Origin of the sequence: Limnohabitans sp. B9-3, from assembly GCF_002778325.1 — a bacterium.
GTDB lineage: Bacteria > Pseudomonadota > Gammaproteobacteria > Burkholderiales > Burkholderiaceae_C > Limnohabitans > Limnohabitans kasalickyi.
The window spans coordinates 13,893-27,573 of record NZ_NESI01000005.1 but is presented as its reverse complement, the minus strand read 5'-3'; the positions used below and the strand labels follow the sequence as shown (position 1 = coordinate 27,573).

12 protein-coding genes are annotated in these 13,681 nt (G+C 56.0%); 10 read left to right on the top strand and 2 right to left on the bottom strand.

The features are described 5' to 3' along the window. Positions 1–24 precede the first annotated feature (24 nt). The 3 genes from B9Z42_RS09250 (at position 25) to B9Z42_RS09240 (ending at position 4,339) form a co-directional block, all read left to right on the top strand. Entirely contained in the window at positions 25–1,755 is a 1,731-nt protein-coding gene (locus tag B9Z42_RS09250) for an ABC transporter substrate-binding protein (protein ID WP_100133095.1), read from the top strand. A gap of 78 nt (positions 1,756–1,833) precedes the next feature. Beyond that, on the top strand, positions 1,834–3,402 hold the full coding sequence (locus B9Z42_RS09245) for a glycerol-3-phosphate dehydrogenase/oxidase (protein WP_100133094.1): 1,569 nt from the start codon (positions 1,834–1,836) through the stop codon (positions 3,400–3,402). A gap of 34 nt (positions 3,403–3,436) precedes the next feature. Further along, on the top strand, positions 3,437–4,339 hold the full coding sequence (locus B9Z42_RS09240; RefSeq protein ID WP_233203587.1) for a YbgC/FadM family acyl-CoA thioesterase: 903 nt from the start codon (positions 3,437–3,439) through the stop codon (positions 4,337–4,339). Positions 4,340–4,343: 4 nt separating this feature from the next. Here the strand turns inward: B9Z42_RS09240 and B9Z42_RS09235 are convergent, their stop codons facing one another. Next, the gene (locus B9Z42_RS09235) at positions 4,344–5,294 is read right to left on the bottom strand and encodes a folate-binding protein YgfZ (RefSeq protein WP_100133093.1); all 951 of its coding nucleotides are present in this window, start codon (positions 5,292–5,294) and stop codon (positions 4,344–4,346) included. A gap of 275 nt (positions 5,295–5,569) precedes the next feature. Between B9Z42_RS09235 and B9Z42_RS09230 the strand changes: the two genes are divergently transcribed. The 7 genes from B9Z42_RS09230 to B9Z42_RS09200 all read left to right on the top strand — a co-directional run bounded on the left by B9Z42_RS09230 (position 5,570) and on the right by B9Z42_RS09200 (position 11,098). After that, complete coding sequence (locus tag B9Z42_RS09230; RefSeq protein WP_100133092.1) at positions 5,570–6,283, top strand: TerC family protein; 714 nt, start codon at positions 5,570–5,572, stop codon at positions 6,281–6,283. A gap of 26 nt (positions 6,284–6,309) precedes the next feature. Continuing rightward, positions 6,310–6,753 (top strand): hypothetical protein, encoded by a 444-nt coding sequence (locus B9Z42_RS09225; RefSeq protein WP_100133091.1) that lies wholly within the window; start codon positions 6,310–6,312, stop codon positions 6,751–6,753. Between the two features lie 80 nt (positions 6,754–6,833). Further along, a complete protein-coding gene (gene mltG, locus B9Z42_RS09220) occupies positions 6,834–7,856 on the top strand; it encodes an endolytic transglycosylase MltG (RefSeq protein ID WP_100133090.1) in 1,023 nt (340 codons plus the stop codon). A 25-nt stretch (positions 7,857–7,881) separates the two neighbouring features. Then, positions 7,882–8,544, top strand: a complete 663-nt coding sequence (gene tmk, locus B9Z42_RS09215; RefSeq protein WP_100133089.1) for a dTMP kinase — start codon at positions 7,882–7,884, stop codon at positions 8,542–8,544. After that, entirely contained in the window at positions 8,541–9,560 is a 1,020-nt protein-coding gene (locus B9Z42_RS09210; protein ID WP_100133088.1) for a DNA polymerase III subunit delta', read from the top strand. Before tmk ends, B9Z42_RS09210 begins: the two co-directional genes overlap by 4 nt. Before the next feature lie 84 nt (positions 9,561–9,644). Then, positions 9,645–10,439, top strand: a complete 795-nt coding sequence (locus B9Z42_RS09205; RefSeq protein ID WP_100133087.1) for a TatD family hydrolase — start codon at positions 9,645–9,647, stop codon at positions 10,437–10,439. Beyond that, positions 10,436–11,098: an ankyrin repeat domain-containing protein gene (locus B9Z42_RS09200; RefSeq protein ID WP_100133086.1), complete on the top strand. Its 663-nt coding sequence runs from the start codon at positions 10,436–10,438 to the stop codon at positions 11,096–11,098. The genes B9Z42_RS09205 and B9Z42_RS09200 overlap by 4 nt, the downstream gene beginning before the upstream one ends. Positions 11,099–11,259: 161 nt before the next feature. Here B9Z42_RS09200 and B9Z42_RS09195 read toward each other — a convergent pair whose 3' ends face one another. Next, positions 11,260–13,668: a penicillin acylase family protein gene (locus B9Z42_RS09195; protein WP_100133085.1), complete on the bottom strand. Its 2,409-nt coding sequence runs from the start codon at positions 13,666–13,668 to the stop codon at positions 11,260–11,262. Positions 13,669–13,681: the final 13 nt, after the last annotated feature.

The following is a 13,681-nucleotide window of genomic DNA, read 5'->3' as shown; positions in this document are numbered from 1 at the left end:
GGTATCAAAAATGAGGAGATACATATGAAGTTGCGTTACAGCGTCGTTGCAGTGGCCGTTGCCTGCTCACTCTCATCTCAAGGCTGGGCGGATGAAGCCGCGGCCAAGAAGTGGATTGACAGCGAGTTTCAGCCCTCGACTTTGAGTAAAACCCAGCAAGCCGCCGAGATGAAATGGTTCATCGATGCGGCCAAGAAACTTCAAGCCAAAGGCGTGAAGGAAATCTCGGTGGTCTCCGAAACCATCGCGACCCACGAGTACGAATCCAAAACCTTGGCCAAGGCCTTTGAAGAGATCACGGGCATCAAGGTCAAGCACGACTTGATCGGCGAGGGCGATGTGGTGGAGAAGCTGCAAACCTCCATGCAATCGGGCAAGTCAATTTACGACGGTTGGATCACCGACTCCGATTTGATCGGCACCCACTACCGCTACGGCAAAGTCATGAACTTGACCGACTACATGAGCGGCAATGGCAAAGAGTGGACCAACCCCGGCATCGACATCAAAGATTTCATCGGTACCAGCTTCACCACCGCCCCAGACGGCAAGCTGTACCAGTTGCCCGACCAGCAGTTTGCCAACTTGTATTGGTTCCGTGCCGACTTGTTTGCCAAGCCTGAATTGAAAGCCAAATTCAAAGCCAAGTACGGCTACGAGTTGGGCGTGCCACTCAACTGGAGCGCCTACGAAGACATCGCCGCGTTCTTCAGCAACGATGTGAAAAACATCGACGGCAAAGCGATTTACGGTCACATGGATTACGGCAAGAAAGACCCCTCGCTGGGTTGGCGTTTCACCGACGCGTGGTTGTCGATGGCGGGCTCTGCCGACATTGGTATTCCCAACGGCAAGCCCGTGGACGAGTGGGGCATTCGCGCTTCGGCCGACGGCTGTACACCTCAAGGCGCATCGGTCGCACGCGGTGGTGCCACCAACTCGCCCGCTGCCGTGTACGCCCTCACCAAGTACGTGGACTGGATGAAGCAATACGCGCCCAAGGAAGCCATTGGCATGACCTTCGGCGAAGCGGGTCCCGTGCCTGCGCAAGGTCAAATTGCGCAGCAAATCTTCTGGTACACCGCCTTCACGGCCGACATGATCAAACCCGGTTTGCCCGTGGTGAATGCCGACGGCACACCGAAGTGGCGCATGGCCCCAGGGCCCAACGGCCCGTACTGGAAGCAAGGCATGCAAAACGGCTACCAAGACGTGGGCTCGTGGACCTTCTTCAAAGGCCATGACGAAAGCAAAACCGCTGCCGCTTGGCTCTATGCCCAGTTCGTGACGGCCAAAACCACATCCTTGAAAAAGACCATCGTGGGCTTGACGCCGATTCGTGAATCCGACATTCAATCCAAAGCCATGACCGACATGGCGCCTAAGTTGGGTGGTTTGGTGGAGTTCTACCGCAGCCCCGCACGCGTGGCTTGGACGCCTACCGGCACCAACGTGCCTGACTACCCCAAGTTGGCTCAGCTGTGGTGGAAAAACGTGGCCGTGGCTGTGACGGGCGAGAAAACACCACAAGCCGCGATGGACAACTTGGCCAACGAAATGGACGACGTGATGGCACGTTTGGAGCGCTCAGGCATGGCCGTGTGCCCACCCAAGCTCAATGCCAAATCTGACCCTAGCAAGTGGCTCAGCGACAAGAACGCACCTTGGAAAAAATTGGCAAATGAAAAGCCAAAAGGCGAAACTATTGCGTACGACTCGTTGTTGAACGCTTGGAAGAACGGCAAGGTCCGTTAAGCCCCGTGGCCGTGTGAATGCACATTCACACGGCCTTGTTAACTCCCCCGATTGCAGACTTCTGGAGCGCTCGTTTTTATGCCGACTCACGCACAGCCGTTGCCGACGCGCCGCGAAGACCTCATTGCCCAGCTAGACCCCAATACCGTCTACGACTTGGCCATTGTTGGCGGTGGTGCTACGGGTTTAGGTCTGGCTTTAGACGCCGCCTCGCGCGGCTACAGCGTGGTGTTGGTGGAGTCGGATGACTTTGCCAAAGGAACTTCGTCGCGTTCGACCAAGTTGGTCCATGGCGGCGTGCGTTATTTGGCGCAAGGCAACATTGCCTTGGTGCGTGAAGCCCTGCACGAACGCAGCACCTTGTTGCACAACGCCCCCCACATTGCCCAACCCTTGCCTTTTGTGATGCCGTCTTATGCGTGGTGGGAAAAGCCTTTTTACGGACTAGGCTTGAAGATGTACGACGCCTTGGCCGGTAAATCTGGCTTGGGGTCTACCGAATTTTTGTCACGTCAAGAAACGGTGACGTGTTTGCCATCGGTGCAAGTTAAGGGCTTGCGCGGTGGCGTGAAATATTGGGATGGTCAATTCAACGACGCCAAATTGGCCGTGGCCTTGGCGCGCAGTGCCGCGCTGGAAGGCTCGTTGTTGATCAACTACATGCAGGCCTCGCGCCTGCGCTACACCAACGGCAAAATTTCTGGCCTGCATGGCGAAGACACGCTCACAGGCCAAACTCATGAGATTCAAGCGCACTGTGTGGTGAATGCCACGGGCGTGTGGGTGGACGCCTTGCGTGAACAAGACGGCAACACAGAAGCGATGGTGGCGCCCAGCCAAGGCGTGCACATCGTGGTGGACAAAAAGTTTTTGCCCGGCAACGCGGGCTTGATGATTCCTAAAACCGCCGATGGCCGCGTGCTGTTTGCCGTACCCTGGCTGGGCAAAGTAATTTTGGGCACCACCGACACACCGCGTGACGATTTGGCCAAAGAGCCTTTGGCCTTTGAAGAAGAAATTGACTTCATCTTGAGCGAGTCAGCCCGTTACCTGAAGCACGCGCCGCAACGCAGCGATGTGAAAAGCATTTGGGTGGGTTTGCGCCCGCTGGTCAAACCGCCGCAAAACGAGGGCGACAACACCAAAGCGCTGAGTCGTGAACACACGGTCTTGGTCAGCCGCTCAGGCTTGGTTACGGTCACCGGTGGCAAATGGACCACCTACCGCGCCATGGCCGAAGATGTGATGCAGAAGTGTTTCGAGAGTGCGTTGATAACGCCACGCCATGACACCATGACCGAACACCTGCCACTTGTTGGCGCTGACGTCACCGCAACTTTGTCGATTTGCGAGCCCGAAGGACCCCATTCTTACGGCAGCGAGGAGGAAATACTCAGCCGTCTTGCGGGCGCACAAAATTGGCTCACGCCTAGTTTGAGCGAAGCCATGGTGCGATTTGCGGCACGGTATGAATACGCGCTGCGCGTGGAAGATGTGCTGGCGCGTCGCTCGCGTCTGTTGTTCTTAGACGCCAAACTCGCCGCCCAAATCGCGCCTGCCGTGGCTGATATCTTGCAGTCTGAAACCGGCATGGACCCCGATGTTCAAGGCTTTTTGAAACTGGCGAAGCAATACACCTTGGCTTAAAACTGACTGTGGAGTCGTCTGGTAAATTGCGCCCATGCCACCGAAACCCACAGCCACCCCCACTGAGAAAACCCAAGTGACCCGCCAAGACTTTCGACTGTTCCACCGCCTGCGCGTGCGTTGGGCCGAAGTGGACATGCAAAAAATTGTGTTCAACGGCCATTACTTGATGTACTTCGACACGGCCATGGCCGACTATTGGCGCGCTTTGGCATTGCCGTATGAACAAACCATGCACGCCTTGGGCGGCGATTTGTACGTCAAAAAGGCCAGCGTCGAGTACCACGCCTCCGCGCGTTACGACGACCAGCTCGATGTGGGGCTGAAATGCCAACGCATTGGTAACTCGTCCATCCAATTTGTGGGCGCTATTTTTTGTGGCGATCAGTTGCTCATCACAGGGGAGTTGATCTACGTTTACGCCAACCCCGCGACGCAAACTTCGCTGCCAGTGCCACCCAGTTTGCGCGACATCTTTTTGGGCTTTGAGGCCGGCGAACCTGTCACGCAATGCCAAGTCGGCGACTGGCAAGCGCTGCAACCCAACGCGAGTGCGGTACGCACCGAGGTGTTTGTGCAAGAGCAGGGCATAGCCGCGCAAGACGAATGGGACGAAGCCGATGCCACCGCTGTGCATGCGGTGGTGTGCAATGGTTACGGCGTACCTTTGGGCACAGCGCGCCTACTGCAGCCCGAACCTGGCGTGGCGCAAATTGGGCGCATGGCCGTCACACGGTTGATGCGAGGGTCAGGCTTGGGCCAACAACTGATGCAAGCGCTGGTGCAACAAGCCCGCGCCCGTGGCGACCGTGAAATACGCCTACACGCCCAACGCAGTGCGCAAGGGTTTTATGCGCGCCAAGGATTTGTTAGCCATGGCGAACCGTTCGATGAAGTGGGCATTGCGCACATTGAAATGCGCATGGGGCTGACCTGAGTCGTCAAATATCGTCCCGCAGCGCATAGGGCAGCGGCAGCAATTGCAAAACGGCACCGTCACTGGCCGCTAAATGCAAGCTGCTGTTTTCAGTGGCTGACAGCTGAAGCTCTGCAATTGCCACGCAAACTGCGCCATCTTGCGCGGCTTGCCCAATCAGGCCGCAAGGCTGGGCGGCGTCCAAACTTGAAAACACCTCTTGGCCCGCCGCCATCGGCACCGTGCTTTGCACGATGAAGGCGCGGCGCTTCAAGGTGCCTCGGAACTGGCTGCGCGCCACGATTTCTTGGCCGGGGTAGCAGCCTTTTTTGAAGTTCACGCCGTCCACTGATTCGTAGTTGAGCATTTGCGGCACAAACGCTTCGAACGTGGCTTGCTCGACCCACGCAATACCGCTCATGACTTCACCGACTTGCCACGCATCAGCGCTGAGTGCTGATCCAGCAGGGGCTGCAGTGTCCTTGGGTGCAAGCCACAAAGCGCGTGATTGCCCAAAAGCGGGGTAGAGGGTCAATACATCCGCAAGTCCCACAGCGTGGCGTTGCCATGGGGCGACGTCAAGCAACCCAGCAGAAGCCGAACCACTTAGGGATTGGGTTACTGCGTCCCCTGCCAAACCGAGCAGCTGAAATTCATCGGTGGCATCGTTCAATGTCGCTTTGGCGCGCATCACAAACATGGACAAGCGCTTGATGGTCTGGGCGATCAAGTCGCGACGGCAGATCAAGAACACCTCTTCAGGGCTGCGCTTGTAAACCACAAAGCTGGCTTGCATACGACCCTTGGCGTTGCAAAAGGCGGCCAAGCGGCATTCGCCTTCTTTCATCAACAACACGTCGTTGGTGAGTTGGTTGTGTAAAAAGTTGGCAGCATCGGCGCCAAAGGCGCGAACGATGCCAAGGTGTGGCACAGGGGCGATGCCTTGCAAAACAAGCTGTGAATTTTCTGAAATCATGGGCGCATTATCCCGACTCAATGCCTCAGATGTCATAAGGAAATTGCGATGTTTCACTTTTCACAATAAACTTCAAACATCGATGGGGAGTAGCTCAATCGTTACGTGTTCAGATTTTGGCGTTTGCCGCACGTATCGATCAACCAGTCGTCATTACGAAGTCTAGGCTTCCGGCGGGTTGGGCACATAACTGATTAAATACAAGCAAAGCAAGACCTTCGATCTTTGGCTCTTCACCATGAAGAGCTTTGATCGATTTTTTTTAAGGTTTTGCTATGGACTTGTTTACAGCGCCATGGTGGTGGGCTTTGCTCGCCATCATTTTGATCGACTTGGTATTAGCGGGCGACAACGCCATTGTGATTGCGCTAGCCGCAAGAAAACTCCCGCCTCCATTACAGAAAAAAGCCATCATTTGGGGCACCGTCGGGGCGATTGTGATTCGCTCTTTGATGACGTTTGCCGTGGTTTGGCTTTTAAAAATACCAGGCTTGATGCTCTTAGGCGGGCTAGGCTTGATTTGGATTGCCTACAAACTCATTGCCGAAGATCAAGATGAACATCACGAGGATGTGGGGGCGATGACATTTTGGGGTGCCATGAAAACCATTGTCGTTGCGGATGCGCTGATGGGGGTTGACAACGTTTTGGGCGTGGCTGGCGCTTCAAATGGCTCTTTTGAATTAGTGGCCATTGGCCTGATGGTCAGTATTCCGATTGTCGTTTTTGGAAGTCAGGTCGTGCTGAAGATGGTGGAGCGCTGGCCATTGATCATTCCGATGGGAGGGGCCGTTTTGGCATTTACCGCTGCACAAATGGTCGTCAAGGAAAGCTTAATTCTTGATTTCTTTGAAGACAACGCATGGAACCATGATCTCTTTTATTGGTCTGTACATATTGTCTTTGTGAGCACCATCGTCGGGCTGAGTTGGGCGAATACAAAGCGCCACAGCAAAACTGACACACCCTCAAGACTTGAAACAATTTAACCACTTGCATTTTTTAGGAGATCGACATGGAAACTTTTGTGATTTTTGCCAACGATAAAGCGCATGCCATGAACCAAGTCTTGCCTTTGCTGGAGGATGCGAGCTCAGCGAATTGGGTGCTGGTCGGCTGCCCACCCCGCCTCACAAGGCACGCCAGCAAATGGTTAAACCAAAAGGCATTGAAAAAATTCAATGCTGAATGGACAGACTCTAATTTGAGTGAGGTCGTAGAAGTTATCAAACAGCGTGGAGAGTCGGTGGTGACACGAGTTGCTCAATACTCACTGCTCCAAATGACGAAAGCTCTCAAATCCGAGTTTGGCCAAGTTCGCATCATTGATGCACGACTGAAGCATCCTATGCAAAGTTTGAATGCATTGACAGAAAAACAAACACCAGAAGCCGGCAGCTGGGTGCTGCCTGTCGGTGCTCTTGCCCTTGGGGCGGCGGTGAGTCTTGCTGTAGATTGAGCTTGACGTGAGCATCGCTCGATATAATTTTCGGGCGATCCCACAACACATGGGGTGCACCAAACGAAAGAAATTAGGTTGTGCTCAAACGTTTTTTGTGGACTGTGGTCTTTTCTGTCGCAGCCTGTATTTCTTTGACGTCTTACTGGGTCATGAGACCCATGCCCTTGGTCAGTAGGACCATTGATCTGTCGATCGAGCCGCAAACCTCTGTGCGCGGCATTGCCCAAGCCGTGGTTGATGCCGGTGCGGAGGTTTCCCCCGATTTGTTGTACGCCCTATTTCGCCTCAGCGGAAAGTCGCGCAAGCTGCGTGCGGGCAGTTATGAACTGAGTCAAGGAAACACGCCGCTTGATGTGCTGCGCAAACTCAGCCGTGGTGAAGAAAGCCTCAAAGCCGTGACGCTGATTGACGGCTGGACTTTTCGCCAATTTCGTGCCGCTTTGGCCAAATCTGAGGGGCTCAAGCACGATGCCAAAGACCTGAGCGATGATGAGCTCATGGCCAAGTTGGGCATGCAAGGCATCGCTCCCGAAGGTCGTTTCTTTCCTGACACCTACACCTACGGCAAAGGCACATCTGAATTACATGTGATGGAACGCGCCGCCAAGGGCATGACCAAGAAACTGGCAGCCGCTTGGGGTCAACGCCAACCCGAGATTCAAATCAAGACCATTGATGAAGCACTGATTCTGGCCAGCATCATCGAAAAAGAAACGGGCCGCGAAAGCGACCGCACCACAATCAGCCGGGTTTTTCACAACCGTTTGGCCATCGACATGCCGCTGCAGACCGACCCCACCGTGATTTATGGCTTGGGCGAGTCGTTCGACGGCAACCTGCGCCGTGTCGACTTGCGCACCGACCACCCATGGAACACCTACACCCGCAAAGGCCTGCCCATCACGCCCATCGCCATGCCGGGTCGCAACGCCTTGCTGGCCGCCGTGCAGCCCGCAGCCAGCAAAGCGCTTTACTTTGTGGCCCGGGGCGACGGCACGAGTGAGTTTAGCGTGACGCTGGACGCGCACAACACCGCGGTCAATCGCTACCAACGCCGCGCATCAGCCGCACCAGCCGCACCCGCTGCATCTGGACAGTGATGCTTCGCAGGCAAAATAGCTGGCTATGACACATACAGGCCTGTTCATCAGTTTCGAAGGCATCGACGGTGCGGGTAAATCCACCCACATCGACGGTTTGGCTGCGGCATTCAAGGCCCAAGGTCGGCACGTCACGCTCACGCGCGAGCCGGGCGGTACACCGCTGGCCGAGAAGTTACGTGCGTTGGTGCTGCACGACGCGATGGACCCGCTGTGCGAAGCGCTATTAATCTTTGCCGCCCGACGCGACCACTTGCAAAACGTGATCGAACCCGCTTTGGCGCGCGGCGATGTGGTGCTGTGCGACCGCTTCACCGACGCCACCTTTGCCTACCAAGGCAGTGGCCGTGGTTTTGATGGAGCGGTGTTGCACCAACTCGAATCGTGGGTGCAAGCCCTTCCAGAAGGAACCCAGAGCACTTCTGCCACCGGCTTGCGCCAACCCGACGTGACCGTGTGGTTTGAGCTAGACCCTGCCATTGCTGCTGAGCGTTTGGCAGGGGTCCGGGTGCCGGATCGCTTTGAATCACAGCCCGTGGCGTTCTTCCAAAAAGTCTCCGACGGTTACGCCCAACGCTCCGTGGCCGATCCGCTGCGCTTTGTGCGCCTCAACGCGGCACAAACGCGCGATGCCGTTTGGCAGCAATTGGTGCAGCATTTTGTGCAACGCGGTTGGTTGCCAGCATGAGCGACGCATCTTCCGCCGTGCGTCCCGCGTTGAGCCCGTGGCTGCAAGGTCAACTCACCACCTTGTTAGCACGGCGCGGCCATGCGTGGTTGTTGCAAGGGCCCTCTGGCTTGGGCCAATACACCTTGGGGCTAGAGCTGGCCCGCGCCTGGCTGTGCGAACAGCCCACACCGCAAGGCGCGTGTTACCAATGCCGCAGCTGCCACAGCGTGGACGTGCGTACCCATGCCGATTTGTGCACCTTGATGCCTGAAACCTTGGCGTTGGCGCTGAACTGGCCGCTGGACGAAAAAACGCAAAAAGACCTCGACGACAAAAAGCGCAAACCCAGCAAAGAAATCCGTGTTGAAGGTGCCCGCCAAATGGTCACCTTCACGCAGCAAACCCGCTCGGGCGGTGCCACCAAAGTGGTGTTTGTCTACCCCGCCGAGCGTATGAACCACGTCACGGCCAACACCATTTTGAAAACATTGGAAGAGCCGCCCGGCGAAACCCGCTTTGTGTTGGCCAGCGAAGCCTCGCACCAGTTGCTGCCCACCATTCGCAGCCGCTGCCAAACCCACACCATGGTGTGGCCCAGCGAAGCCGAGTCGATGGCTTGGCTGCAAGAGCAGGGCGTGCCCAACGCCGATGCTGCCGTTTTGCTGCGCGCCGCAGGCGGTCGACCTGAAGACGCGCTTGATTTGGCCAACAACGGTTTGAAAGCAACGCATTGGGCCTCTTTGCCCAAAGCCGTGTTGCGTGGGGATGTGAGCGCGGTTTCTGACGCCACGCCCTCACAGGCCATTGCCATGCTGCAAAAGCTGTGTCACGACCTGTTGGCCGTGCGCACCGGCGCTGAACCGCGTTTTTTCATGGCTGCCGATTTACCCGCTGCGGGCACGGTGTCGTCCCTCACGCAATGGTCCAAAGACTTGATGCAAGGTGCACGCACCTCCGAGCACCCATACAACCCGGGCTTGATGTTTGAAGTTTTGGTGGCTAGGGCACAAACCGCTTTGCGCGCCAAAGACTGAATCACAAAGCCAACCCACTGAGCAGCTCATCCACAACGCTCATTCCATTCATTCGCGATCACCACGCCTATCTGCCCAAAACCCATGTTCACCGACTCACACTGCCACCTCAACTTTCCTGAGCTGGCTGAAAACATCCACACCATTCGTGACGACATGGCCAAGGCGCAAGTCACACGCGCTTTGGTGATCAGCACCACGCTGGAGCGGTTTCCTGAAGTCCACGGTCTGGCCACTCAGTTTGACAACTTCTGGGCCACCGTGGGTGTGCACCCTGACAACGAAGGCGTGCAAGAACCCACGCTAGACGACTTGCTGACTCGCGCCAAACTGCCACGCGTGGTGGGCATTGGCGAAACGGGCTTGGATTACTTCCGTTTGGGCGAGCGCACGGTGGCCGAGATGGAGTGGCAGCGCAACCGCTTTCGCGTCCACATTCAAGCCGCGCAGCAAACCCAACTGCCTTTGGTCATCCACACGCGCAGCTCGTCGGCTGACACATTGGCCATTTTGAAAGAGCAGGGCGAAGATGGCTCAACGGGCAGTGCAGGGGGCGTCTTTCACTGCTTCACAGAAACAGCCGAGGTGGCTCGCGCAGGCTTAGACCTCGGGCTGTACATCTCTTTTTCAGGCATCTTGACCTTCAAAAATGCCCAAGATTTGCGTGACGTGGCCAGCTTTGTGCCGATGGACCGCATCTTGATTGAGACCGACAGCCCCTACTTGGCACCCATGCCGCACCGTGGTAAAACCAACAATCCATCCTATGTACCGTTTGTGGCCAAGCAGATAGCTGCCATTAAAGGATTACCTGTTGACGCTGTAGCTGAGGCAACGAGTCGCAATTTTGACCAGTTATTCAAGGCTGTTTTGAAATGAAGTCATACTTTAAATTTCTTCTCTATCTATATGTTTTCATTGGATTTTCATTTACCAATGCAGGCTCATACGATGACTTTTTCAAAGCCATCCATTTTGACCAAGTACAAGAGGTGCAGAATTTACTCAAGCGCGGTATTGATCCTAATTCACCCAATGAAAAGGGGGTACCAGCACTGATCGTCGCCTTGCAATCTGGCGCTTTTAAAACCGCCGTGCTCTTGGCCCAAGAACCCCAAACCCGTGTGGAAGTGAGCAACCCCAGCAACGAGTCGGCTTTGATGATGGCCGCCATCAACAACCAAATTGAAGTTGCAACGGTGCTGATGGAACGCGGTGCTGAAGTGAACCGTAAAGGATGGACGGCCCTTCATTACGCAGCAACTCGTGGCCACATTGCCATGATTCGTTTGCTGCTCGAAAACAGCGCCTACATTGATGCCGAGTCCCCCAATGGTACTACGCCGCTGATGATGGCGGCTTTTTACGCACAACCCCTGGCGGTGAAACTCTTGCTGGAAGAAGGGGCCGACCCTACGCTGCGCAACCAGTCCAAAGCCACCGCGCTAGACATGGCGTTGGCCAATGATAGAAAGCAAAGCGCGTTCTACTTGAGAGCATTTACCGAAGCTTGGGAGATCAGGGAATCGGGAGAGTGATGGGGTTCGTGGTGGGTCGTAATTACCGACCATCAGTTTCTGAATGTCCTTAAAGATAAATTCTTTTCAATTAATTTAACTATACATAATATACATCGTATCAAATAAAATCAAGACAAACGCTAGCTTTCTTAAAGTTCAGGTTTGTTCAAAAAATACTCTTATGGAGCCAAAGTTAAGGTGTGCGCGGTAGCTTTGGGAGTTAAACGCAAATCACGGGTTTGACCACGCGCCCAAGCGTCTTTCATGTCACGGTAGTTCGTGCTCCAGACCAAACCACTTTGACCCGTTTGGTAGATAAACTGCGACTGCTCCAAATCCGACAAGTCATACACCCCACGCATGGACGCCGCGTGGCGGTTGGCAAAGGGCATGTATTTTTCGCCGGGCCAGTACTGTCCCACATTGACGGTGAACGGGTCACCATCGGACGGCACACTCACATTGAATACGTCGCGCAAATAAGGCACTTGGCCAAAGGGCCGATGTGTGCTCAACGCCACATGCTCACGACCCCAACGCCAATCCGCGGGCGTGTTGCCTTGCAAAACGGCGATCCGGTCTAAGGCTCGGTCTAGTGCGGCGGTAGATTGTTCTGCGCAACTTTTCGGAGCGCACCAAGGGCTGTTTGGCTGACGCATCACGTTTTCAAGAAATACCCTGAAATTGCGTTTGCCGTATTGGGCTTTGAAGGTGTCAGCGCCCAACTTGGGCTCTATCAAGCCGCGCGTGAGTTCATCGGCCCAGACCGAGACCAGCAAAGGCGCAGGCAAATCAGCGCTCATGCGACCATCGAAACCATCCAGGGTCTTGCGCGCTTGCGCGGCCAAAGGGTGTTGTGATGGTGTGGCTTTCAGCACAGGCAGCAAAGTGAGGGTCGACAAAGACACGTCGTCTTTTTGAAGCCCTTGCATGTCGGCGAAACTGTGGCGAGGCTTGGCGCTCAAGACCTGCTCAATGCGGTCGTACCGGTGAGGGGCGGTCCAGTCTTGCCCTAAAAAGTGGGCATAGCCCGGCGCTGTGATGCGCTGGTTGGCCGTGGCCACCCAGCCTTTTTTGCCGTCATCTTGCGGCATTTCGGCATAGGGAATCCAGCCTGACCAGTCATAACGCGCATCCCACCCGGGTGCGGGTGCGACGCCACGCAAGTCGTTGTCTGCGCGACGCAGTGGCACGCGCCCTGCCGCTTTGAAGGCGATGCGCCCTTCTCTGTCGGCCATCACGATGTTTTGCGTCGGCGAATGGTTGTCGGCAAAAGCCGCGATGAGTTCAGGTACGTTTTTAGCCTTGGGCACCTTGAAACCACTTGCTAAGGTGCGGTTGTCGGCGTCCAATGCGGTCCAGCGCAAAGCCAGTACAAAGCGGGACAAGTCCATCACCTCGCCATGCGAGGCTTGGGCATCGCTGATCACGGGGCCATGCCGCGTGCTGCGCACCACCTGCGTCACGCTGGGTTGACCCTTGACAGCGATGGTTTCTTGCCGCGTCTCAAATGCTTGCCAGCCTGTGGGCGTTTTGTAACGGTTCGGGTCTGCGGGGTCGATTTGCTCCAAATACAAATCTTGCACATCGGGGCCGGTGTTGGTGAAGCCCCAAGCCACGTGTTCGTTGCGGCCCAACACCACAAACGGCAGGCCGGGCAAACTCGCACCGATCACGTTTAGATCGGGCGCTTGCAAATGGGCGTAATACCAAATGGCGGGCGCACTCAAAGCCAAATGCGGGTCGTTGGCCAGCAGCGGCTTGCCCGAGGTGGTGTGCGAGCCAGCCACCACCCAGTTGTTGCTGCCCCGTCCTTCGTTAAACCCAGGCTCGCCCACCACGGGCAACGACAGCGAGGTTTTCAAGCCCCCTGCTGGCTTGTAAACGCCCAAGTTGCGGTAGAGCTGGGCCAAGTCAACGGCAGTGGCCGGTTTTTCGCCGGGGTATGGTGGATAAAGTTGCCACAGTTGTTCGGTGCTCAAGGTGCGTGCAGCGGTCAGGCGGGCAAACTCGTTGCCCCAATTGCCACCCAAATCAAGCGCCATCACCAAGGACCAAGCCACGCTGTCGATGGGCTGCCAAGGCTTGCCCGAGGTGCCACCGGGTTTGGTGCGCAGCAACGCGAACTCAGGCGGCAAGCCTTGTGGCCGGTTGGCATGAAAGCTGTTGATGCCGTCGCTGTAGGCTTGCAACTGCTCGCGCACCTCCGCTGGCAAGTTGTCGTATTGACGTTGCGCCGCTTGCATGAGCCCCAAGGTGCGAATGAGTTTGTCGGTGGGCAGCGTGACTTCGCCCAAAATTTCAGACAACTCGCCGTGCATCAAACGGCGGTTGAACTCCAGTTGCCAGCTGCGATCTTGGGCATGTACAAAGCCCAAGGCAAACGCGGCATCACGGCTCGATTGGGCTTGGATGTGCACGACATCGTCGCTGTCGCGGTTGATCTGCACGCTTTGGCTCAGACCTGCGACCTTCAACGCACCATCCACCATGGGCAAGGTGTGAAACACCCACACCCCAAATCCAGCCCCCAAAGCCAGCAGCGCTAGCAAAAGGAATTTGGCAATTCGTTTCAACCAGCGCGTCATAGGAGGCTTTCTT